Raw genomic sequence first — 22,621 nt, 5'->3', positions numbered from 1 at the left:
TCAACGTACCGAGCGCAGGGAGCTGTTGACCCGTGGCAGCACGCGGCCCATGACTTCGGCGATGTAGCTGAGGAACAGCGTACCGACCGAACTCTTGTAGTGCTGCGGATCACGGCTGGCGATTGCCAGAATGCCGTGGATACCTTGATGGCTGACGGCGACCACGGCGGTGGAGCCGATCTGCTTGCGCTGTTCTTCGCCGAAGAGGAAATCCAGTTCGTGCTCGCGCAGGCTGCCGCTGACGCTTTTGCCTTCGGTGAGCAAGCCGCCGATGGCGACTTGGGCATCCGCGTGAGTGACCCAGCGACCGACCGGCGCCGGGTTGTCGCCGAGCAGGATCAGGCTGACAAAAGGCACCTGAAAATCCTGACGCAAACTGTCTTCGACGCTGATCACCACGTCTTCCAGGCTGGAGGCATCCATCAAGGAAAGAATGAGGCGGCGGGTCTTGTCGAACAGCCGATCATTGTCACGGGCGACGTCCATCAACTGCGAGAGGCGGTGACGCATCTCGATGTTGCGGTCGCGCAGAATGGTCATCTGCCGCTCGACCAGCGAAACGGTGTCACCGCGCTGATGCGGAATGCGCAGGGCGGGCAGCAGTTCTTCGTGCTCGACGAAGAAATCCGGGTGCGCCTCGAGGTATGCGGCAACCGCTGCCGCCTCCAGGCTCTCGGACGCTGATTCGTCGGACTGTCGGGCGGGTACCTGAGGCTTATCGGTCATGGTTTCTGCTCACTCAAAGACGTACTTGTCCTTCGTATACACGCACTGCCGGACCGGTCATCAGCACCGGTTGGCCTGGGCCTGCCCACTCAATGGACAGACGCCCGCCGGGCAGGTCGATCAATAGCGGTGAATCCATCCACCCCTGGCTGATCGCAGCGACAGCCGCTGCACACGCGCCGGTGCCGCAGGCCTGGGTTTCCCCGGCGCCGCGTTCCCATACGCGCAATTGCGCGCGGTTGCGGTCGATGACCTGGAGAAAACCGACGTTGACCCGTGCTGGGAAGCGCGGATGGTGTTCGATTTTCGGCCCCAGTTCATGTACCGGTGCGCTGTTGATGTCCTGCACGCGCAATACCGCGTGCGGGTTGCCCATCGACACGGCGGCCAGTTCGACCGTGGTGCCGTCGACTTCCAGCTGATAGCTGCTGGCCTGCGCTGGCGCTTCGAACGGAATGTCCGCCGGCACCAGACGCGGAGCGCCCATGTTCACGCCGATCTGGCCGTCGTTACGCACGTCCAGTTCGATGATGCCGCCCTTGGTCTCGACGCGGATCTGCCGCTTGGCGGTCAGGCGCTTGTCGAGCACGAAGCGCGCAAAGCAGCGCGCGCCGTTGCCGCACTGCTCAACTTCCGAGCCGTCGGAGTTGAAGATCCGGTAACGGAAATCCACGTCCGGGTTGCTCGGCGCCTCGACGATCAGCAACTGGTCGAAACCGATGCCGGTGTGGCGGTCGCCCCATTGCTTGGCGTGCTTTGGCTGAATATGCGCGTGCTGGCTGACCAGGTCGAGAACCATGAAGTCATTGCCCAAGCCGTGCATTTTGGTAAAACGCAGCAGCATGGGTTACTCCGGCAGCAGGCTTTCGCCGGCAAACAGCTCGGCCACGGTTTCGCGGCGGCGCACTTCAAAAGCCTGATCACCATCCACCAACACTTCAGCGGCACGGCCACGGGTGTTGTAGTTGGAACTCATCACAAAACCGTAGGCACCGGCCGAATGCACGGCCAGCAGATCGCCTTCGGCCAGAGCCAATTCGCGATCCTTGGCGAGGAAGTCGCCGGTTTCGCAGATCGGGCCGACGATGTCGTATTTACGCGCAGCGGTGTCACGCGGTTTGACCGCGGTAACGTCCATCCATGCCTGATACAGCGCCGGGCGGATCAGGTCGTTCATCGCCGCGTCGACGATGGCGAAATCCTTGTGCTCGGTGTGTTTGAGGTACTCGACCTGGGTCAGCAGCACGCCGGCGTTGGCAACGATGAAGCGGCCCGGCTCGAACACCAGTGCCAGATCACGACCGTTGAGACGCTCGCGCACGGCTTTGATGTAGTCGGCAGCCAACGGCGGCTCTTCATCGCGATAACGCACACCCAAACCACCACCGAGATCGATGTGGCGCAGGTGAATACCGCAATCGCCGAGACGATCGACCAGATCCAGCAGACGGTCGAGGGCATCGAGGAACGGTGGCAGCGTGGTCAGTTGCGAACCGATGTGGCAGTCGACACCGACCACTTCGAGGTTCGGCAGATGCGCGGCGCGCACGTACACGTCTTCGGCGTCGGCAATGGCGATGCCGAACTTGTTCTCTTTGAGACCGGTGGAAATGTACGGGTGGGTGCCGGCATCGACGTCCGGGTTCACCCGCAGCGATACCGGCGCGCGAACGCCCAGCTCGGCAGCCACGACCTGCAGGCGCTCGAGCTCGTCAGTGGATTCGACGTTGAAGCAGTGCACGCCGACTTCCAGTGCGCGACGCATGTCGTCACGGGTCTTGCCGACACCGGAGAAGACGATTTTGTCAGCGCTGCCGCCAGCGGCGAGTACGCGTTCCAGCTCGCCACGGGAAACGATGTCGAAACCGGCGCCGAGACGCGCCAGGACATTCAGTACGCCGAGGTTGGAGTTGGCCTTGACCGCAAAGCAGACCAGGTGCGGCATGCCGGCCAGTGCGTCGGCGTAAGCCAGATATTGGGCTTCGATGTGCGCGCGCGAGTAAACATAAGTAGGCGTGCCGAAGCGATCGGCGATGGCGGACAGCGCCACACCTTCCGCGAACAGTTCCCCGCCACGGTAGTTAAAAGCGTCCATGGCGATCCCTTATTGGTAAACGTCGTGCTTGTGTGCCTTGGAGGCAGGCTTTTGTTGCGACGATTTGGCTTGCTCGGCCGGGTCCTGGTCGTCATCGGGCAGGTACAGCGGGCCTTTTTGACCGCAGGCCGAAACAAGGCAGGCAACCGCGACGAGCGCAGCAAGGGAAGAGATCAGGCGCTTCATGGCGAAATCCTTGAAAATGCGTTAATTGCGCCGGAGTATACCGGCCACCCGGCAGCTTGCCTATGCGAGGGGGTTCCCGTCCGGCGGGGCTTGTTCGCCAGCATGTAGAACCCTGTGGGAGCGGGCTTGCCCGCGATTACGGTGGTTCAATCGAGATCAATGTTGAATTTGCCGGCCTCATCGCGGGCAAGCCCGCTCCCACAGGGCCCAGGTTCGTTACGTCGATTGGTGCTTGGTCGTTAATCTTTGCAATCGGCCGGAAGCGTCCGTATCTTTCGGCGCTTGAGCCTGATCAGACATTTTTTGAGGTTGCCACAATGAGTTTGTCCGAAGCCCGTTTCCACGATCTGGTCGATGAAACCCAGGAAAAACTGGAAGACATCTTTGATGAAAGCGACCTGGATATCGACATGGAGAACTCGGCCGGTGTCCTCACCGTCAAGTTCGAAAACGGCTCGCAGCTGATCTTCAGCCGTCAGGAGCCGTTGCGTCAGCTGTGGCTGGCGGCGGTGTCCGGTGGTTTCCACTTCGACTATGACGAAGAAAGCGAGCGCTGGATGTGCGACAAGAGCGAAGAGCAGCTGGGCGAAATGCTCGAGCGCATCGTCAAGCAGCAGGCCGGCGCCGAATTCGATTTCGAAGGTCTGTGATTCCGTGACTGACACCGCTCCTGTTCGTCCACCGAAGCCGCTTTACAGCAACATCAGCCCGGCTGTGCCCTCGCCGTGCAGCGGCGTGTGCCGACTGGATGAACAGAAGGTTTGCCTGGGTTGCTTCCGCCACGTCGAAGATATTCGCGAATGGCGCTCGGCAGACGATGAGCGGCGGCGGGTAATTTGCGCGCAGGCATCGCAGCGCAAACAGTGCCGCGGGGCGTGACTTGTATATTTTTTGAGCTGTGATAGTGTCCGAACACGCCTCAACCCATCGAGGCCTGGTGAAAACCCCGTCTTTTTTGGCGGGGTTTTGCTTTTTTTGTGTGCAGAAGAAAGGAGTCTGCCCGGATCATGACCGCACCTTCCATCACCCTTACCCGTCTGGACGTGCAACGTCTGGAGCGCCTGATCGACAACCTGAACGAGAAAGATCAGGCTGCGCCGGGCGTGATTGCGCTGCAAACCGAGCTGGACCGCGCCGACACCGTGGTCGGCCACGATGAAGTGCCCGCCGATGTCGTGACCATGAATTCCCGTGTGCATTGCCGCGAAGAAGGCAGTGGCAAGGATTACCACCTGACGCTGGTCTATCCCAAGGACGCCAACGCCGACGAAGGCAAGATCTCGATTCTGGCGCCCGTCGGCAGTGCATTGCTGGGCTTGAAGGTCGGTCAGCACATCGACTGGCCGGCTCCGGGTGGCAAGACCCTCAAGCTGACCTTGCTCGAAGTCGAATCGCAGCCGGCCAACGGTGGCGCCTTCCCCGAGTAATCCCGCCTCAGACCTGTTCGAGCGCCTCGTTCAGGGCGCGCTCCAGGTCAGCCTTGTAGCGCAGATACAGATTGCTTGAACTCTGCCCATCACCGAGCAGGCCCGACAGGTCCAGATCGGTGATGTAGCAGCGATAGCGTTCGCTGTCGCGGCGCTGCTCGACGATCTCCCGGGCGACCACGCTGAACAGCTGGTCGCCATGTTCCAGCTCGCTGAATTCCCGTTGATTGCAATACAAAGTGACCTGCACTTCGCCCGGTGCGGCTTTGCCGACGATCGCCTGCACGTCGTAGAACGGCTTGTTCACCGGCGTCTGCGGCGCTGGCCGCGCTTCGACCCGCCGTGCGCGTCCCGGACCCGAAGGCAATAACTGGTAATACAACGTTTCTAGACGCACCTCCGGGCTCGCGTCCATCGGCAGCACCGCTTCGCGGCGGAACAGGATCGATTGCAGGAAACGCTGCAGCGGCACCAGCAGACTCTGCTCGTCGTGGTACGGCAAATGCTGCTGCCACAACGCATTGAATTCATCCAGCACGTACAGCTCGGCCTGCTGCTCGGTGATCCGGTAAAACACTTGAATGCATTCCGGCTGGCCCATTGGCAGGATCAGCGCGAGATCGTGTTCCTCCAGCGCCATCGGGTCCAGGTGCAGCGGGCTGTAGCGCGGCTGCTCCTCACCGAGGTAATCCAGCAACGCCGGCAGCGTGGCGAGAGCGACGTGGTTGACCTGGCCCGGCACCAATTCCAGCACGTGATAGTGCTGCTGCACTTGAATCAGGTAGCGGTGGTTTAAATCACTGAGCAGCAGATTCTGCGCGGTGTCGACGATTTCCTCGACGCGGCGGGCAATGAATTGCGCGCGGTTGTGGCAGAAGCAACGCACCTTCAACGACGGCTGCAACGGCCCGCGCGGCAGATTGTTGAGGTAGTCGCGCAGGCAGTCGAGCAAAGCGTGCGGCCCGTCGAAGCGGTTGACCAGCACCTCGTTCCAACTGTTGAGCGTGACTTGATCGAGGGTCAGCACCAGATTTTCGCGCACACCGGCGTAGCTCAATGAGTCAGTGCGCTCGGTGGTCATCAGGATGTTCAGGTCGCGGTGATGCTTGAGCGGGTCGACACCGACGTTGACCAGCATCAGCACTTCACTTGGCACGGCGGCGCGCAGCAATGGCTCTTCGGCCACTGTGGCCAAGGGCAGGGCGATGCACTGTTGCAGGCTGCCGAGCAGGTTGAACAGCTCGAATTCGCTCAGATCGCTGGTGCCGGGATGCAGGGCCAGTCGCGTGCTGCTGTCGATCACGCCGTTGCGATGGCACCAGGTCAGCAACTCGAGTAACTCGCGACTGCGCTTGATCGGCGCGAAGTGTTCCCACTCCAGCGCGGTCAGGCTGCCGTTATACAGACCCCACTGAGTTTGCCCAGGCTCCTTTTTATTGCGCGACTGCACCAGGGTCAGCGTGTCTTCAGCCAGATCCGGGGCGATGCCGGGATTGATGAACTCGACCTTGTCGGCCTTGCGTTCGAACGCAGCGTAGAGACGACGGCCGAGGACGTTGAGATCGCGCTTGTTGATCAGGCTGACGGTCTTCTCGGTACGGGCGAACTGGGTCAGGAAGCGGTAGCTGTAATTCAGCTCACTGACCAGGGCGCGGCGCTCGGCGCTGACCTGGCGCACTTTCCATTGGCTGCGGCTGTCGAGCAGGGCGAGTTGGCGTTGATCCCAATGCCATTCGCCGGCCAGTCGTTCCAGCAGAGAACGTTGCCAGCCTTGGGTGCGGCTGTTGCCGGTGAGCTTGCGATTGACCTTCAGGTACAAAGCGCGGCGCACCAGTTCCAGGCGCTCCGGCTCGTTGCGCGCAGTCAGATATTCCTCGATGCGCCGGTACACGACCATGTACGGATCCAGCTCATCGAGATCGAGCTGATTGGCGAACACGGCTTTCTTGAAGCGCAGGCTCAGGCACTGCACGTGCGGGTGTTCGCTGGCGTAGACCTCGGTCAGCAGCAGTTTGAGTACCGATTTGTACGGTGATTCGATGCCCTTGAACAGCTGCCACAAACCGGCGCCGATGAACTCGCCCGGTGGGATCGTCGCCAAGTGGCCGAGGTCGAGCGTTTCGTCGGCGCGAATGAAGCGTTTCGACAGCAACGTGTGGGTGTACTGGTCGTAAGTAGTTTCTTCATAAACCGGCACCAGCCACCAGATCGGCGTGCGCCCGGCGAGCCAGATCGCGGTGCGGTAAAACTCGTCGAGGAGCAGATAGTGCTGGGTGGTGCCGCAGTTTTCCGAACTCAGTTGGGTGTCGCGTTCGCCTTTGACGAAGCGCACCGGGTCGATCAGAAAGAAATGTGCTTCCGCACCTTGGCTGGCCGCCCAGGTTTCCAGCAACTGGCATTTTTTGCTCAGTTCAGCGAGTTCGCTTTCGCTCAGGTCTGGGGCGTGGCAGACCCACACGTCCATGTCGCTCTGATCGGCCTGCGCCAGCGTGCCAAGGCTACCCATCAGGAACAGACCGTGAATCGGTCGCGGCGGATTACTGCCATGGCGCGGCTTGTAGGAAAACGAACGGGTCAGGCGCTGGGCTTCGGCAAGTGCATCGGTGTCCGGTTCGTAATTGGACACCCCCGCCGGCGTGCTGCCCGAGACATAACCCGGCAGCAGTGGATGGTTGACGTGGAAAAATAGCGGCAGCAGCGTCAGTACGCTTTGCTGGCGTGTCGATAACCCTTCCAGGGCACGGCCGAGGCGGCCTTCATTGAGTTTGAGAAACCGCGCGCGCAGTTGGCTGAGGACCTTGCGGTCAATGCCTTCGTCCAGGTCGGGGCGGATTTCGTGGGTGCGCATCATGTCAGCTCAAACCGGCTCGCAGGCTCGGACGTAGAGGGTCTCGGAATGGGAGGCAGTTTAGCCTTAGCGCGGCGGGACTTTTAGCTGATTTTGTTTTTTGACGTCAGATTTCTATCGCGGGCAAACAGGCAGGCCCGCGGAAATCCCGTGGCAGGAGTTCCCGTGGGCGAAGTCAGGGGGGGTCAGGCGGTTTCCTGCTCTCTCAGAATGGTCAGCACGGTTTGCACATTTTGTGCAGCGTCGCGACCGAGGCTGGTCAGATAACCGCCATCAGGCTGATCGGTCAGGTCTTTTTCAAAGAGGCGTTTGGCGGCAGAAATATGTTTCGGGGCAGCGGTCTGATGAATTTTCAAACCTTCCTGGGAACTGTCCAGGGGAAAGAGTGCGAGGACTTCCAGTTCGGCAACCAACTCAGGGGTAAGCGACATAAGGACTCCAGACTTTCTAGGAATTGGACGACAGCGCCCCTAAGGTGAACCCGCTTTTGCGGCATGTCCAGTGCTCAGATCAGGGATTTTGTCTTGAGGCGGATTCCAGTGTAGTCCGGGCCAGGCAGAAGGCTGGATGGATGCGTAACAAACATTGTAGGAGTGAGCCTGCTCGCGATAGCGGAGTGCCTGTCAGCGTATTCTTCACTGACAGAACGCTATCGCGAGCAGGCTCACTCCTACAGGATCGCGGTTTACTGTTTTTCGGGTGGCAACTCAGGCAATGCGCGCAGCGCCGCTTCATACCATTCGGTATTGAACGCGCGATCTTCATCGAGCATCGCGTCAATCTCGTAGGCCAATACGTGCGCCATCAGATTGAGAATCTCTTCACGCTCGACACCGACCAGGGTCAGCTTGTTGAACGTCGCTTTGGCGGCCGGCGGATTGTCGCTTTCGATCTGGTTCTCGATCGCTTCGATCAACGTCGCTTCGGTGAACTCTTCTTCGTCGTTGTCAGTGTCGATGTCTGTCGGCTCGCTCATGGCAGGCTCCTCAAGGAAAGGCGCCAGTTTACCCGCATTCAGCGGCGTGATGCTGCTGGCGGGATTGACCGGGGCGATCTATAAACAGGCACTGCCCACCCCGCACGGCCTGGAGGCTATGTGATGCTCAAGCTCTACGGATTCTCAGTCAGCAACTACTACAACATGGTCAAACTGGCCCTGCTGGAAAAAGGCCTGCCGTTCGAAGAGGTCACGTTCTACCCGACGCCGACCCCGGAATCGTTGGCCATCAGCCCGCGCGGCAAAGTGCCGGTGCTTGGCGTCGATGGTGGTTACATCAACGAAACCGCGATCATCCTTGAATATCTGGAGCAGACCCAGAAAGGCACAGCGCTGCTGCCGAGCGATCCGTTCGAGCGTGCGCAGGTGTTGGCGATTGCCAAGGAAATCGAGCTGTACATCGAGCTGCCGGGCCGCGCCTGTTACGGCGAAGCGTTTTTCGGGGTGACCTTGCCCGAGGCCATCAAGGAAAAGACCAAGGCCGAATTGCTGCTGGGATTTGCAGCGTTGGGCCGGCACGGCAAATTCGCCCCGTACGTGGCGGGCGACCGTCTGAGCATTGCTGATTTGTACTTCCTCTACAGCGTGCCATTGGCCTGTGCGGTTGGGCAGAAACTGTTCGGGGTTGATTTGCTGGCGGAGATGCCGCAGGCGAAGGCGCTGTTGGAGCGACTGGAGCAGAATCCGCATGTGCAGAAGATTGCGGCGGACAAGGAGGCGGCTATGCCGGCGTTTTTGGCGATGATCGCGGCCAAGAAGTGATTTTTTAGCGTTCTGAAGTCAGTCATCGCTGGCAAGCCAGCTCCCACAGGTCTTTGGGTCGAACCAAAATTGTGTTCCAGCAAAGAACCCTGTGGGAGCTGGCTTGCCAGCGATGCTTTTAACGGCTAGCGATCAGCGCCTGACCGCGAACCACAGCTGCCTTGACCTGCGCCGGCGCAGTGCCGCCGATATGGTCACGGGCATTCACCGAGCCTTCCAGGGTCAGCACGGCAAACACGTCCTGCTCGATCTGGTCGCTGAACTGACGCAGTTCTTCCAGGCTCATCTCGGCCAGGTCCTTGCCCGTGTCCACGCCGTACTTCACCGCGTGGCCAACGATCTCGTGGCAGTCACGGAACGGCAGGCCACGGCGTACCAGGTAGTCCGCCAGATCCGTCGCGGTGGAGAAACCACGCAGCGCCGCTTCACGCATGATCGCGTGCTTCGGTTTGATCGCCGGGATCATGTCGGCAAAGGCGCGCAGCGAGTCGCGCAGGGTATCGGCGGCGTCGAACAGCGGCTCTTTGTCTTCCTGGTTGTCCTTGTTGTAGGCCAGCGGCTGGCCTTTCATCAGGGTCAGCAGGCCCATCAGTGCACCGAACACGCGGCCGGTCTTGCCACGCACCAGCTCTGGCACGTCGGGGTTTTTCTTTTGCGGCATGATCGAGCTGCCGGTGCAGAAACGATCTGGCAGATCGATGAACTGGAACTGCGCGCTGGTCCACAGCACCAGCTCTTCGGAGAAACGCGACAAGTGCATCATCGCGATGCTCGCAGCCGAGCAGAATTCGATGGCGAAGTCGCGATCGGAAACGTTGTCCAGCGAGTTGCCACCCACAGCGTCGAAACCCAGCAGTTGCGCGGTGTATGCGCGGTCGATCGGGTAGGTGGTGCCGGCCAGCGCGGCGCTACCCAAAGGCATGCGGTTGGTGCGCTTGCGGCAGTCGACCAGACGCTCGTAGTCGCGGCTGAGCATTTCGAACCAGGCCAGCATGTGGTGCCCGAAGGTCACTGGCTGTGCGGTCTGCAGGTGGGTGAAGCCCGGCATGATGCTCGCGGCTTCGCGCTCGGCTTGTTCCAGCAGGCCTTTTTGCAGGCGGGTGATTTCGGCGAGGATCAGGTCGATTTCGTCACGCAGCCACAGGCGGATGTCGGTGGCGACCTGGTCGTTGCGGCTGCGCCCGGTGTGCAGCTTTTTACCGGTGACGCCAATGCGATCGGTCAGGCGTGCTTCGATGTTCATGTGCACGTCTTCGAGGTCGACGCGCCAGTCGAACTGGCCGGCCTCGATTTCGCCCTGAATGGTCTTCAGGCCATCGATGATGCTGTCGCGCTCGGCATCGGTCAGCACGCCGACCTTGGCCAGCATGGTGGCGTGGGCAATCGAACCCATGATGTCGTGGCGATACAGGCGCTGGTCGAAAGTGACGGAGGCGGTGAAGCGGGCGACGAAGGCGTCGACGGGTTCACTGAAGCGGCCGCCCCAGGACTGATTGGTCTTGTCAGTGCTCATGAATTCGCTCGTATCGGCTTGAAGAAAAAAGGCGTGAAACGCTGGCGCGGATAATAACAGGGTTGCCCGGACTGTCGCTGACACCGGTCGATACGTTTTTTTCTCATTGGCTCGACCATAGTCGGCGCTGCCCCCGCGGATTTGCGCAAGGATATTTTTCGATTGAGCAATATCGTTCCGACGAACGTCTACAGTAGGACATAAGGGTCGGCGTGACTGCGGATCGCGCAAAGGTCTGGCCGCCGACTATAAGAAGAGGGGGTGGGTGCAATTGTCCTTCGGCAATCCCCGTGAAAAACGCGAGAAACAGCGGGCTTTGAGCGGTACGACCCGGACACTGGCAAATATTGCTGGCCGACGTACGGCACTTTTTGGCGCTCGGGCTAGTCTTAGCGTGGATCGCGGTGACGGACGTCACTTCACCTGTCTACGCTATGCTTGTGCGAGACTCACGCAGGAATCCAGCGCAATATGAATGTCCTGATCGTTGATGACGAACCACTGGCTCGCGAGCGCCTCAGCCGAATGGTGAGCGAGCTCGAGGGTTATACAGTTCTGGAGCCCAGCGCCACGAATGGCGAGGAGGCGTTGGCACTGATCGACAGCCACAAACCGGATATCGTGTTGCTCGATATCCGCATGCCGGGCCTCGATGGCCTGCAGGTTGCTGCCCGTCTGTGCGAACGAGAAACGCCGCCCGCCGTGGTGTTTTGCACCAGCCCCGATGAATTTGCCGTGGAAGCCCTGCAGGCCAGCGCCGTGGGCTATGTGGTGAAACCCGTGCGAACTGAACATCTGCATGACGCCCTGAAACGGGCTGAACGTCCCAACCGGGCGCAACTCTCGGCCCTGACCCGTCCCGCTGCCGAAAGCGGCACTGGCCCGCGCAGCCACATCAGCGCCCGCACCCGTAAAGGCATCGAACTGATCCCGCTGGATCAGGTGGTCTACTTTATTGCCGACCACAAATACGTGACCTTGCGCCACGAGGCTGGCGAAGTCCTTCTGGACGAACCGCTCAAGGCCCTCGAAGACGAATTCGGTGAACGCTTTGTGCGTATCCACCGCAATGCGCTGGTCGCCCGCGACCGCATCGAACGTCTGCAACGTACGCCGCTGGGGCACTTCCAGCTGTTTCTCAAGGGACTCAATGGCGATGCGTTGATCGTTAGTCGTCGGCATGTCGCCGGTGTGCGCAAAATGATGCAGGGCCTGTAACCCGGTCTTTTCCGGCGCTTCGAAATTCTTTTCACCGGGCATTGCAGGCCAGGGAGGCCGCGCCGACTCTGATTCAAGTCAAAGTGGATTTGGCTGAGCTGTTATTATCCGCCGTATCTATTCAGTACGGATTGATCCATGTCCTCTCGCGAAATCCGCATCGCCACCCGTAAAAGTGCGCTGGCCCTCTGGCAGGCCGAATACGTCAAAGCCCGTCTGGAAGCGGCCCACCCAGGCCTGCTGGTGACGCTGGTACCCATGGTCAGTCGCGGCGACAAGCTGCTTGATTCGCCACTGTCGAAGATCGGCGGCAAGGGGCTGTTCGTCAAGGAACTGGAAACCGCGCTTCTGGAAAACCAGGCCGACATCGCCGTCCACTCGATGAAAGACGTGCCGATGGACTTCCCTGAAGGTCTTGGCCTGTTCTGCATCTGCGAACGGGAAGACCCTCGCGATGCTTTCGTCTCCAATACCTATGCCAGCCTCGAAGCGTTGCCTGCAGGCGCCATCGTCGGCACTTCGAGTCTGCGTCGTCAGGCGCAATTGCTGACGCGCCGTCCAGATCTGCAAATCCGTTTCCTGCGCGGTAACGTCAACACCCGCCTGGCCAAGCTCGATGCCGGCGAGTACGACGCGATCATCCTCGCAGCCGCCGGCCTGATCCGCCTCGGCTTCGAAGAGCGCATCACTTCGGCGATCAGCGTCGACGACAGTCTGCCGGCCGGCGGCCAGGGTGCGGTCGGCATCGAATGTCGTAGTGCCGACACTGAAATCCACGCCTTGCTCGCACCGCTGCATCACGCCGATACCACGTCGCGCGTCACGGCCGAACGTGCCCTCAACAAGCACCTGAATGGCGGCTGCCAAGTGCCGATCGCCTGCTACGCCGTACTCGAAGGCGAGCAGTTGTGGTTGCGCGGTCTGGTCGGTGAGCCGAGCGGCGGCAAGCTGCTCAGCGCCGAAGCCCGGGCACCGCGCGCCGAGGCCGAAGCGCTCGGTGTGCAGGTTGCCGAAGACCTGTTGCGCCAGGGTGCAGCGGACATTCTCAAAGCGGTCTACGGCGAGGCAGGTCACGAGTGACCGGTTGGCGCCTGCTGCTGACGCGCCCTGCGGAAGACTGTGCGGCGCTGGCGCATACGTTGGCCGAGCAGGGCGTTTTCAGTAGCTGTTTGCCGCTTCTGGACATTGTTCCGTTGCCGGTCTCTGAGAAGATTCGTCAGGCGCTTTTGCGGTTGTCGCGTTGCCACGCAGTGATCGTGGTCAGCAAACCGGCGGCGCGCATTGCACTGGATCTGCTCGACGGTTCATCTGCGCTGACGATGCCGTGGTTCAGCGTCGGTGCTGCGACCGCGCAGATTCTGCTGGATCACGGCCTCGACGCCCACTGCCCGGTCGACGGTGATGACAGCGAAGCCTTGCTGCAATTGCCGCGTCTGCGTGAAGCGGTCAGTCAGCCCGGCGGGCAGGTGTTGATTTTGCGCGGCGAGGGCGGCCGCGAGTTGCTCGCCGAGCGCTTGCGTGAGCGAGGTGCTAGTGTCGAGTATCTGGAATTGTATCGACGTGACTTGCCGGCCTATCCGCCACATGAGCTGTCGCGGCGGATTGAAGCGGAACGCTTGAACGGGCTGGTGGTCAGCAGTGGACAGGGTTTCGAGCACCTGCAGCAGATGGCCGGCGATGCCTGGCCGCTTATTGCGCAGTTGCCGTTGTTTGTTCCAAGCCCAAGGGTCGCCGAGCTGGCACGTGCCGCCGGGGCTCAAACAGTTGTGGATTGCCGCGGCGCGAGTGCCGCGGCTTTGCTGACGGCGCTGCGGGAACATCCCCGGCCCGTTTTCTAATGCAAAGGATGGATACGTGAGCGAAACAGCCTTGCCTAAAGATGATGTCCAGCCTGTGATCGATACTCAGGTTGAAACTCCACCGCCGGCCAAAGAGCCGCGCCGAGGCAACGGACTGGCCATCGTCGCCCTGTTGCTCGGCGCTGCCGGTGTCGCGATCGGGGGTTGGGGTGTCTGGCAGGTGCGCCACCTGCAAACCAACACGCAACAACAGTCCGGTGAAGTGCAGGCATTGAACGATCAGGCGCAGAGCCTGAAGCTCAATGAACAGCGGCTGACCGAGCGCCTCGCGCAGTTGCCGGGTGCCGACGAACTGGCCGAGCGCCAGCGTCTGGTCTCCCAACTTCAGGGTGATCAGCAGCGCCTCAATCAACGTCTGGAAACCGTCCTCGGTGCGAGCCGCAAGGACTGGCGTCTGGCCGAGGCGGAGCACTTGTTGCGTCTGGCCAGCCTGCGTCTTTCGGCATTGCAGGACATCAGTAGCGCGCAAGCCTTGGTGCAGGGCGCGGATGAAATCCTTAGGGAACAGAACGATCCGGGTTCCTTCGCCGCTCGCGAGCAAGTGGCGAAAACCCTCGTCGCCTTGCGCAGCACTGCACAACCGGATCGCACCGGTCTGTTCCTGCGTCTCGGTGCGCTGCGCGATCAGGTCATTGACCTCACCGAGCTGGCGCCGGAGTACAAGGATCGCGGTGAATCGCTGCTGGGCCTGACGGCTGACGGCGATGGCGCCAGTCGCTGGGCGCAGTGGTGGGATCAGGCTTCGCGCTACATCCGCATCGATTTCAACGCTGACAAGAATGTGCGACCGCTGTTGGCCGGGCAGAGCCTGAGTCAGGTGCGCCTGGCCCTGAGCCTGGCGCTTGAGCAGGCGCAGTGGGCAGCCCTGAATGGTCAGGCGCCGGTCTACACCCAGGCGCTGGCCGAGGCGCGGGATGTGCTCAAAGGCAATTTCAATCCGGACAACCCGCAAAGCAAAGTGATGCTGGAACAGGTCGGCGAGCTGAGCAAGGAACCGGTCACGGTTAACACGCCCGATCTGGCCGGCACCCTGAGTGCGGTGCAGGCTTATCTGGAACGGCGCAACGTCAACGCCGAAGAGTCGGTGAAACCCTTCGCCAAACCTGCCGCCAACACCGCGCAGGAGGCCACGCCATGAAACGCCTGTATGTGATCGTGTTTCTGGTGATCGCAGCGACGGCGGCGCTGGGCTTTGCCGTGGCGCAACATTCCGGCTACGTGCTGATCGCTTATCAGAGCTTCCGCTATGAGGCGAGCCTTTGGGCCACGCTGGCTGTCATCGCGGTGCTGTGGCTGCTGATCTGGGGCATCAAGGCGCTGGTCGAGTTGGTCATGACCTCCACGGGCGTGGTCAATCCATGGTCGCGGCGCAATCGCAGTCGTCGCGTGCAGGTGGCCATCGAACATGGGCAACTGGATCTGGCTGAGGGCCGTTGGGCCAGCGCGCAGCGGCATTTGTATCGCGCCGCTGAAGCCGAGCGCCAACCGCTGCTGTACTACCTCGGCGCTGCCCGGGCGGCCAACGAGCAGGGCAATTACGAAGAATGCGATCACTTGCTTGAGCGTGCACTGGAGCGTCAGCCGCAGGCCGAGTTGGCGATTGCCTTGAGTCATGCGCAACTGCAAACCGATCGTGGCGACACCGACGGCGCACTGGTGACATTGCAGGCGATGCATGAGCGCCATCCGCACAATGCGCAGACGTTGCGTCAGTTGCAGCGTCTGTATCAACAGCGTGGTGAATGGTCGGCGGTGATTCGGCTGTTGCCGGAACTGCGCAAGGACAAGGTGTTGCCACCCGCCGAGCTGGCCGAGCTGGAACGCCGTGCCTGGGGCGAAAATCTGTCGCTGGCGGCCCATCGCGAAGAGGACGGTACGGTCGGTCTGCCATCGCTCAATCGTGCCTGGCAGCAGCTCACGTCGGCACAGCGTCAGGAAGCCCCGCTGGTGTTGGCCTATGCCGAACAGTTGCGTCAGCTGGGGGCTCAGGTCGAGGCCGAGGAAGTCTTGCGCACCGCCCTCAAGCGCAAATACGACAGCCATCTGGCGCGTCTGTATGGCTTGGTGCGCGGCAGCGATCCGGCGCGTCAGTTGCAAACTGCCGAGGGCTGGCTCAAAGAGCATCCGGATGATCCGAGCTTGCTGTTGACTCTGGGGCGTCTGTGTTTACAAACCAGTCTGTGGGGCAAGGCGCGCGACTATCTGGAAAGCAGTCTGCGGGTGCAACGCAATCCGGAAGCCTGTGCGGAACTGGCACGTCTGCTCGCCCAGCTTGGGGATACCGAACGCAGCAATCAATTGTTCCAGGAAGGCCTCGGCCTGCTGGATGAACGCCTGCTGGCTGCGCCTTTGCCGGTGCTGGCCCAAGCCTGAAATCGCGAGGGGGTACGCTCCCTCGTACAGGTTTTGTGGCGGAATAATTTCCCGGGTCGAGCGGCCTGCGCCAAATCCTACAAGGTGCTACATCGATTCCTAGCTATCCTGTCGGGATTTCCCTACACCTCTGGTGAAGTGTCGGCAGGGCCTCGCCTTGAAAGGCTGACACGCTTTCCTCTACCGTAACTGTCTGTCTCTACTGTTACGGATAAGCCATGTCGTTGGCCTGCTCACGCTCCTTGTTTTTCATGGCTTTCACCGCAGGGGCCCTGGCCCTGGGAGCTTCCTATTACCTTGAATATGCGGTCGGACTGACGCCGTGCAGCCTGTGCCTGGTACAGCGGCTGTTCATGACGCTGCTCGTCGCGTGCTGTGGGCTGGCGGCGGTGCACGGCCCTGGTCGAATCGGCATGTCGTTCTATTGGGTGGGTGCGCTGGGCGCGAGCCTGGGTGGCACCACGGCGGCCTGGCAGCAGGTGCTGCTGCAAGGCGATACCTTGTCCCGACTGGCCAATTGCTCACCGGATTCCGAAGCGCTGTTCAGCAGCCTGCCGTGGTTGTGCGCGACCGTGCGGATGTTGAAGGGCAGCGCCGATTGTGCGGAAATTTCCTGGACGCTGTTTGATCTGAGCATTCCGGAGTGGAGCCTGTTGTTCTTCGTCGCAATGTCGATCTTCGCGGTTTATCAGTTGCTGCGTCAGGTCTGGAGCGCTCTGCAGCGACCGCTCAGCGGCGAAGCGTCGCACCGGACGTTGATCAGGGATTAAACACTTGTATGAACTTTATCTCCTGCGTAACTTGAAGCCATAGGCGTGCGGGCATAATCTGGCCCGCACGTGTCATTGGATTTATGTTGCTCGATGACGCTCTGCCCGGCCGTCCCCCAAGTCAAAATCAAAAGAGGGGCGCGGGTGTAGAGCAGCATGACCCACAAGGGAAGAGAGATCGCCATGCTCGAAAGTTGTCAGAATGCTCAGGAACGTTGGGGTGGAGTTCATCTGCTGATCGACCGCTGGTTGCAGGAGCGTGAAGAACTGATCGGCGCCTACGACAAACTTGGTGCGCAGCCGGAATCGCTCTCCGAGAGCCGCAAGCCCTTGCAGGAGTTCTGCGGTGTGCTGGTCGATTATGTGTCGGCCGGGCATTTCGAGATCTACGAACAGCTGACCGGTGAAGCCAAGGCGTTCAACGACAAGCGTGGTCTGGAACTCGCCGAGACGATCTATCCGCGCATCGACGTCATTACCGAGAAACTGCTCGCGTTCAACGACCTGTGCGATGAAGGCAAATGCGTTGCCGAGAAATTCAAAGAGCTTGGCGGCCTGCTGCACGAGCGCTTCGAGCTCGAAGATTGCCTGATTGAAGTGCTGCATACGGCACACAAGGAAGAAGACCCGGTTCAGGCCTGAACCACTTCCTCAGAACACAAAAACGGTGCGCCCAAAGCGCACCGTTTTTTATTGCCTGATCAACTGGTCGCGCCGCGTAACTCGACTTCGAACACCAGCGGCGTAAACGGCGCGATCAAGTCGCCGGCACCGTCGGCGCCATAGGCTTGGTCAGATGGAATCACCAGTCGCCATTTCGCCCCCACCGGCATGTTCTGCAACGCCGTGCGCCAACCTGCGATCACGCTGTCGAGGTTGAACCATTGCGGCTGAGTGTTCTGGTCGAACACCGTGCCGTCCGGCAAGCGACCGACATACAACACCTGCACTTTTCCATCCGGGCCGGCCTTGGCGCCGGTGCCCGGTGCCAACTCGGTCAGCAGAATGCCGTCGGCCAATTCCTTCACGCCCGGTTTGGCTTTTTCGACGGTGAGAAAACGCTGCTCGTTTTCCATCGCGGCGTCGCTCGAGGGTTGCGAAGAGTGCTCGGCATTCTGCGACTCATGATCAGCGAGGATCTGTTCGATACGGGCTTCGCTCAGCGCCAGCGGCTTGCCTTGATAGGCTTGCTGCAAGCCTTCGACCAATGCCTGAATCTGCAGTTGCGGGACTTCTTGGCGCAGTCGTTCGCCCAGGCTTGCACCGAGGCTGTAGGCCAGATCATGAGCGTCATTCGCGGTGGTTTTTTCGTCGGCGTGGGCTACCGAAAAAACCATGCAGAGGGATAAAAAAAGGTAGCGCGACATGGGCACTCTCCGTCCTGAGATGCGGGGGATTATGCCAGCGCGAACGTCAGCAACGGTGAACTGCTTTTGCCTTCGCGCAGAACATTTTCGGTTCGGTGCAACGCAACGTAATCGATACTGTCAAGATGACCTAGCGGCGGTAACTGCAGAGGTCTAGTATGAGCCGCACTCACGTCAGCCAGGAGGTAAACCATGTCGGCCACCAAGAAGCCTGTAAATACTCCGTTGCACTTACTCCAACAACTCTCGGGCAGCCTGCTCGAGCATTTGGAAAACGCTTGCTCGCAAGCCTTGGCTGATGCTGAAAAACTGCTCGCCAAACTGGAAAAGCAACGCGGCAAGGCGCAGGAAAAACTGCACAAATCCCGCACCAAATTGCAGGACGCAGCTGCTGCCGGTAAAGCCAAGGCACAGACCAAAGCCAAAGGCGCAGTGAAAGAACTCGAAGACCTGCTCGATGCGTTGAAGGATCGTCAGTCCGATACGCGCAGCTACATTCTGCAACTCAAGCGCGACGCTCAGGAAAGCCTGAAACTGGCCCAGGGTGTGGGTCGCGTTCAAGAAGCCGTGGGCAAAGTGTTGTCGACTCGCTCGGCCAAACCAGCTGCAGCACCAGCGAAGAAAGCAGCTGCGAAACCTGCGGCGAAAACTGCAGCGGCCAAGCCTGCTGCAAAAACCACTGCCAAGCCTGCTGCAAAAGCACCGGTGAAAGCGGCTGCCAAACCGGCTGCGAAAACCGCTGCAAAACCTGCAGCAAAACCTGCAGCGAAAAAACCAGCTGCCGCCAGCGCTGCAAAGCCAGCCGCTAAAACCACCGCTGCAAAATCAGCTGCCGCCAAGCCAGCAACCCGCACTGCTGCTGCCAAGCCGGCTGCAAAAGCAGCGGCTAAACCAGCTGCCAAAACCGCTGCAAAACCAGCCGCTGCCAAAGCTGCTCCAGCGAAAACCGCAGCCGCTAAACCGGCCGCGAAACCCGCTGCCAAAACTGCGGCAAAACCTGCTGCCAAAACTGCTGCTGCCAAGCCAGCCGCCAAGTTGGCTGCCGCCAAACCAGCTGCCAAAACAGCCGCTAAACCTGCTGCCAAGCCAGCGGCAAAAACTACTGCCAAACCGGTTGCCAAGCCAGCCGCCGCTGCAAAACCAGCGACCGCCGCTGCCAAGCCTGCTGCTGCAAAACCAGCGACCAAGCCGGCTGCAAAACCTGCCGCAAAACCAGCCGTGAAAAAGCCAGCCGCTGCCAAACCAGCTGCCGCCAAACCGGCTACTGCGCCAGCCGCCAAGCCTGCCGCACCAGCGCCTTCGGCCGCACCTGCAGCACCGGCAACCGCCACCACTACCTCGGCCCCTTCGACTGCGCCATCGCCAGCCGCTGCGTCGAGCGTCAGCAACAACCCAACCAGCGCTTCCTAAGTGCCGGTTGCCGCGACGCGCAGCACTTGCAGCGCGTCGTGGTTCGGGTTGGCCGCTGTGCCGGCCAATCCTTCCAGCCAGGTCTTCGAGCCTGCGTCGTTTCGCGTCCATTCCTGCGCCACGCCTTCAAGCCGTGACAGCAACGCTCGTTCAGCTTCCAGCTCGAGTGATTTGAGCTGCTCGCGCATCCCTTTCAAAACCGCATCATCGACTGCCCGCGCCTTCCATTGCATGCGCAATGATCGCAGCGGCTGTACCACGTCGATATCCCACGGTGCGGTCATCTCCTGAAGCTGTTTTACACGCTGTTCGTCACAGGTCACACCGCGTTGCTCCAGCCATAAACCGCAGAGCAGCAGGCACACGTTCGCGCCCGCCGTCTGCAATTGCAGGCAGGCGTCTTCCACACCCGGTCGGGCGTAGGTGGCAAGGGAAAAGCTCCACAGGTCAGAGGACATCGTGCTACTCGCGCCAGTTGTGAGCGAAGCTGGTAGACTCCGCCGCCATTATGATCCGACTTCAGAACCTGACTTTACAGCGTGGCCCGCAACGTCTGCTAGAAGACGCCGAGCTGACCCTGCACGCCGGCCACAAAGCCGGCCTCATCGGTGCCAACGGCGCCGGCAAATCGAGCCTGTTCGCCTTGATTCGGGGTGAGCTGCACCCCGATTCGGGTGATTGCTACTTGCCGGCTGACTGGCGCATCGCCCACATGCGCCAGGAAATCGAGACGCTCGAGCGCCTTGCCGTCGACTATGTGCTCGATGGCGACCTGCGTCTACGCGAGGTGCAACGTGACCTCGCCGCCGCCGAAGCGGCGCATGACGGTGCCGCTCAGGCGCGCCTGCATTCCGAACTCGACAGCGCCGACGGTTACACGGCTGACGCGCGAGCGCGCAAGTTGCTCGCCGGTCTGGGTTTCACCAACGAACAGATGGATCGTCAGGTCGGGGATTTCTCCGGTGGCTGGCGGATGCGTCTGAACCTGGCGCAAGCGCTGATGTGCCCGTCGGACTTGTTGTTGCTCGACGAACCGACCAACCACTTGGACCTCGACGCGATCATCTGGCTCGAAGAGTGGCTGAAAAGCTACCCGGGCACCTTGCTGCTGATTTCCCACGACCGCGACTTCCTCGACGAAGTCGTCGACCACGTCGCGCATGTCGATCAGCGCAAGATCACCCTGTATCGCGGCGGCTATACCGCGTTCGAACGCGCCCGCGCCGAGCGTCTGGCCCAGCAGCAACAGGCCTACGAGAAGCAGCAGGCGCAACGTGCGCACATGGAAAGCTACATCGCCCGCTTCAAGGCGCAAGCGACCAAGGCCCGTCAGGCGCAGAGCCGGATCAAGGCCCTGGAGCGGATGGAAGAGCTGTCGGCAGCCCACGTCGATTCGCCGTTCGACTTTGTCTTCCGCGAGTCGACCAAGATCTCCAGCCCGCTGATCGACCTGTCCGATGCGCGTTTGGGTTACGGCGACAAAACCATCCTGGAGAAGGTCAAGCTGCAACTGACCCCAGGTGCGCGGATCGGCCTGCTCGGCCCGAACGGCGCGGGTAAGTCGACCCTGATCAAGAACCTTGCCGGCGAGCTGTCACCGCTGGGCGGGCGCCTGACCCGTGGCGAGAACACCGTGGTCGGTTATTTCGCTCAGCATCAGCTCGACTCGCTGGACGCCAAGGCCAGCCCGTTGCTGCACTTGCAGCGTCTGGCCCCGACCGAACGCGAGCAGACCCTGCGCGATTTCCTCGGCGGTTTCGACTTCCGTGGCGCGCGCATCGACGAACCGGTGCTGAATTTCTCCGGTGGCGAAAAGGCCCGTCTGGCCTTGGCGCTGATCGCCTGGGAGCGGCCGAACCTGCTGCTGCTCGACGAACCGACCAACCACCTCGACCTGGAAATGCGCCTGGCGCTGACCATGGCGTTGCAGGAATTCAGCGGCGCGGTGTTGGTGGTGTCTCACGATCGGCACTTGCTCAAGAGCACCACCGATAACTTCTACCTGGTCGCTGACGGCAAGGTCGAAGAGTTCGATGGCGACCTCGAAGACTATGCGCGCTGGCTGGTGGAATACCGTCAGCGCAACGCGCCGGTCAGCAACACTCCGGTCAACCCGGACAAGACCGACAAGAAAGCTCAGCGTCAGGCTGCCGCTGCCTTGCGTCAGCAACTGGCTCCGCACAAGCGCGAAGCCGACAAGCTCGAAGCCGAACTGGGCAAGCTCCACGAGAAGCTCGCCAAGGTCGATGCCAGCCTCGGCGACAGCGAAATCTACGAGCCGGCGCGCAAGAACGAGTTGCGTGATCTGCTGGCCGAACAAGCCAAGCTGAAGGTTCGCGAAGGCGAGCTCGAAGAAGCGTGGATGGAAGCCCTTGAGGTGCTGGAAAGCATGCAGGCGGAGCTGGAGGCGCTGTCCTGATGGAAGCGTTCAAGCTGCCGCTGCCGGCGGTATGGGTCGAGCCGATCTGGTTTACCGTGCAGATTCTGCTGATCCTGCTCGCCGGTTATCTCGCCCAGCGCTTCGTCGCCAAAGGCCTGACCCGTCTGGGCGAGCGCTATCCGTTCCCGCCGCAGTTGCTGATGCCGCTGCGCGGCGTGTTGCGCTGGCTGATCATGGGCAGCGCGCTGATCTTCGTGCTGGAACGCCTCGGCGTTTCGGCTACGGTGTTGTGGACTGCGTTGTCGGGTTTCGTCGCGGTGGCGGCGGTCGCGTTCTTCGCGATGTGGAGTGTGCTGTCGAACCTGCTCTGCGCGATTTTGATCTTCACCGTCGGGCCGTTTCGCCTGGGCGATATCGTTGAGCTGGTGGACACCACTGACAAGCCGGGCGTCAAAGGCCGGGTGGTGGCGATCAATCTGCTCTATACCACGTTGATCGAGGCTGAAGAACTCGGGACTGGCAGCGCGATGGTGCAGGTGCCCAATAGTCTGTTCTTCCAGCGTTCGGTGAGACGTTGGCGTGGGACGGATGTGTTTCCTTCCAGCGGATTTGAGAAGTAAATCTCCAAGCACGATCTTTTGCTTTTGGCCCCAAACAGCATTAGCTTTGACGCCTTGTTACAGCATGAGT

General features: G+C 60.9%; 24 protein-coding genes. 14 read left to right on the top strand and 10 right to left on the bottom strand.

What is annotated here, in order from left to right:
• From AC3Y64_RS27185 to lptM, 4 genes are read right to left on the bottom strand one after another with little or no spacing between them, the layout of a single operon-like run.
• Window positions 1-726: a DUF484 family protein gene (locus tag AC3Y64_RS27185; RefSeq protein ID WP_053124974.1), complete on the bottom strand. Its 726-nt coding sequence runs from the start codon at window positions 724-726 to the stop codon at window positions 1-3.
• Between the two features lie 13 nt (window positions 727-739).
• Complete coding sequence (gene dapF, locus AC3Y64_RS27180) at window positions 740-1,570, bottom strand: diaminopimelate epimerase (protein ID WP_095119833.1); 831 nt, start codon at window positions 1,568-1,570, stop codon at window positions 740-742.
• Between the two features lie 3 nt (window positions 1,571-1,573).
• A complete protein-coding gene (gene lysA, locus AC3Y64_RS27175; RefSeq protein ID WP_159814397.1) occupies window positions 1,574-2,821 on the bottom strand; it encodes a diaminopimelate decarboxylase in 1,248 nt (415 codons plus the stop codon).
• A gap of 9 nt (window positions 2,822-2,830) precedes the next feature.
• The gene (lptM, locus tag AC3Y64_RS27170; protein WP_122594558.1) at window positions 2,831-3,007 is read right to left on the bottom strand and encodes an LPS translocon maturation chaperone LptM; all 177 of its coding nucleotides are present in this window, start codon (window positions 3,005-3,007) and stop codon (window positions 2,831-2,833) included.
• Window positions 3,008-3,324: 317 nt separating this feature from the next.
• Between lptM and cyaY the strand changes: the two genes are divergently transcribed.
• The 3 genes from cyaY to rnk all read left to right on the top strand — a co-directional run bounded on the left by cyaY (window position 3,325) and on the right by rnk (window position 4,434).
• Entirely contained in the window at window positions 3,325-3,657 is a 333-nt protein-coding gene (gene cyaY, locus AC3Y64_RS27165; RefSeq protein WP_007911100.1) for an iron donor protein CyaY, read from the top strand.
• A 4-nt stretch (window positions 3,658-3,661) separates the two neighbouring features.
• Window positions 3,662-3,886, top strand: coding sequence for a DUF1289 domain-containing protein (locus AC3Y64_RS27160; protein ID WP_489985844.1), 225 nt, complete (start codon window positions 3,662-3,664; stop codon window positions 3,884-3,886).
• A gap of 128 nt (window positions 3,887-4,014) precedes the next feature.
• Window positions 4,015-4,434 (top strand): nucleoside diphosphate kinase regulator, encoded by a 420-nt coding sequence (rnk, locus tag AC3Y64_RS27155; protein WP_053124969.1) that lies wholly within the window; start codon window positions 4,015-4,017, stop codon window positions 4,432-4,434.
• A gap of 7 nt (window positions 4,435-4,441) precedes the next feature.
• On the opposite strand, the gene AC3Y64_RS27150 is transcribed toward rnk, so the two are convergent.
• The 3 genes from AC3Y64_RS27150 to AC3Y64_RS27140 all read right to left on the bottom strand — a co-directional run bounded on the left by AC3Y64_RS27150 (window position 4,442) and on the right by AC3Y64_RS27140 (window position 8,258).
• Window positions 4,442-7,285 carry a class I adenylate cyclase gene (locus AC3Y64_RS27150; protein ID WP_489985843.1) on the bottom strand — a complete coding sequence of 948 codons (2,844 nt, stop codon included), beginning with the start codon at window positions 7,283-7,285 and terminating at the stop codon, window positions 4,442-4,444.
• Between the two features lie 182 nt (window positions 7,286-7,467).
• Entirely contained in the window at window positions 7,468-7,713 is a 246-nt protein-coding gene (locus tag AC3Y64_RS27145; RefSeq protein ID WP_008084565.1) for a TIGR02647 family protein, read from the bottom strand.
• A gap of 254 nt (window positions 7,714-7,967) precedes the next feature.
• The gene (locus AC3Y64_RS27140) at window positions 7,968-8,258 is read right to left on the bottom strand and encodes a hypothetical protein (RefSeq protein ID WP_489985842.1); all 291 of its coding nucleotides are present in this window, start codon (window positions 8,256-8,258) and stop codon (window positions 7,968-7,970) included.
• A gap of 123 nt (window positions 8,259-8,381) precedes the next feature.
• Between AC3Y64_RS27140 and AC3Y64_RS27135 the strand changes: the two genes are divergently transcribed.
• Window positions 8,382-9,041, top strand: coding sequence for a glutathione S-transferase family protein (locus AC3Y64_RS27135; protein ID WP_489985841.1), 660 nt, complete (start codon window positions 8,382-8,384; stop codon window positions 9,039-9,041).
• A gap of 118 nt (window positions 9,042-9,159) precedes the next feature.
• Here the strand turns inward: AC3Y64_RS27135 and argH are convergent, their stop codons facing one another.
• A complete protein-coding gene (gene argH, locus AC3Y64_RS27130) occupies window positions 9,160-10,554 on the bottom strand; it encodes an argininosuccinate lyase (protein ID WP_489985840.1) in 1,395 nt (464 codons plus the stop codon).
• A 471-nt stretch (window positions 10,555-11,025) separates the two neighbouring features.
• Here argH and AC3Y64_RS27125 point away from each other — a divergent pair, with 471 nt between their 5' ends.
• From AC3Y64_RS27125 to AC3Y64_RS27095, 7 genes are all read left to right on the top strand, one after another.
• Entirely contained in the window at window positions 11,026-11,772 is a 747-nt protein-coding gene (locus AC3Y64_RS27125) for a LytR/AlgR family response regulator transcription factor (RefSeq protein ID WP_007911111.1), read from the top strand.
• A gap of 138 nt (window positions 11,773-11,910) precedes the next feature.
• Window positions 11,911-12,852, top strand: a complete 942-nt coding sequence (hemC, locus tag AC3Y64_RS27120; protein WP_489985839.1) for a hydroxymethylbilane synthase — start codon at window positions 11,911-11,913, stop codon at window positions 12,850-12,852.
• Window positions 12,849-13,610 carry a uroporphyrinogen-III synthase gene (locus tag AC3Y64_RS27115; protein WP_489985838.1) on the top strand — a complete coding sequence of 254 codons (762 nt, stop codon included), beginning with the start codon at window positions 12,849-12,851 and terminating at the stop codon, window positions 13,608-13,610. The genes hemC and AC3Y64_RS27115 overlap by 4 nt, the downstream gene beginning before the upstream one ends.
• A gap of 16 nt (window positions 13,611-13,626) precedes the next feature.
• Entirely contained in the window at window positions 13,627-14,769 is a 1,143-nt protein-coding gene (locus AC3Y64_RS27110) for a uroporphyrinogen-III C-methyltransferase (RefSeq protein WP_489985837.1), read from the top strand.
• Window positions 14,766-16,004 carry a heme biosynthesis protein HemY gene (locus AC3Y64_RS27105; protein ID WP_489985836.1) on the top strand — a complete coding sequence of 413 codons (1,239 nt, stop codon included), beginning with the start codon at window positions 14,766-14,768 and terminating at the stop codon, window positions 16,002-16,004. Before AC3Y64_RS27110 ends, AC3Y64_RS27105 begins: the two co-directional genes overlap by 4 nt.
• Before the next feature lie 218 nt (window positions 16,005-16,222).
• On the top strand, window positions 16,223-16,774 hold the full coding sequence (locus AC3Y64_RS27100) for a disulfide bond formation protein B (protein ID WP_489985835.1): 552 nt from the start codon (window positions 16,223-16,225) through the stop codon (window positions 16,772-16,774).
• A gap of 183 nt (window positions 16,775-16,957) precedes the next feature.
• On the top strand, window positions 16,958-17,416 hold the full coding sequence (locus AC3Y64_RS27095) for an Rsd/AlgQ family anti-sigma factor (RefSeq protein ID WP_016985889.1): 459 nt from the start codon (window positions 16,958-16,960) through the stop codon (window positions 17,414-17,416).
• Window positions 17,417-17,475: 59 nt separating this feature from the next.
• Here AC3Y64_RS27095 and AC3Y64_RS27090 read toward each other — a convergent pair whose 3' ends face one another.
• On the bottom strand, window positions 17,476-18,141 hold the full coding sequence (locus AC3Y64_RS27090; RefSeq protein ID WP_489985834.1) for an FKBP-type peptidyl-prolyl cis-trans isomerase: 666 nt from the start codon (window positions 18,139-18,141) through the stop codon (window positions 17,476-17,478).
• 192 nt (window positions 18,142-18,333) lie between these two features.
• Here AC3Y64_RS27090 and AC3Y64_RS27085 point away from each other — a divergent pair, with 192 nt between their 5' ends.
• On the top strand, window positions 18,334-19,551 hold the full coding sequence (locus AC3Y64_RS27085; protein WP_489985833.1) for an AlgP family protein: 1,218 nt from the start codon (window positions 18,334-18,336) through the stop codon (window positions 19,549-19,551).
• Here the strand turns inward: AC3Y64_RS27085 and AC3Y64_RS27080 are convergent.
• A complete protein-coding gene (locus AC3Y64_RS27080) occupies window positions 19,548-20,009 on the bottom strand; it encodes a TIGR02444 family protein (RefSeq protein ID WP_489985832.1) in 462 nt (153 codons plus the stop codon). The genes AC3Y64_RS27085 and AC3Y64_RS27080 overlap by 4 nt on opposite strands.
• 50 nt (window positions 20,010-20,059) lie before the next feature.
• Here AC3Y64_RS27080 and AC3Y64_RS27075 point away from each other — a divergent pair, with 50 nt between their 5' ends.
• Both AC3Y64_RS27075 and AC3Y64_RS27070 read left to right on the top strand, forming a co-directional pair.
• On the top strand, window positions 20,060-21,970 hold the full coding sequence (locus AC3Y64_RS27075) for an ATP-binding cassette domain-containing protein (RefSeq protein WP_489985831.1): 1,911 nt from the start codon (window positions 20,060-20,062) through the stop codon (window positions 21,968-21,970).
• Entirely contained in the window at window positions 21,970-22,551 is a 582-nt protein-coding gene (locus AC3Y64_RS27070) for a mechanosensitive ion channel family protein (protein ID WP_158961066.1), read from the top strand. Before AC3Y64_RS27075 ends, AC3Y64_RS27070 begins: the two co-directional genes overlap by 1 nt.
• Window positions 22,552-22,621 lie beyond the last annotated feature (70 nt).

The sequence above is a fragment of the Pseudomonas sp. 4CAES_32.4 genome, assembly GCF_058136335.1.
This window is presented reverse-complemented; position numbering and strand designations above follow the sequence as displayed.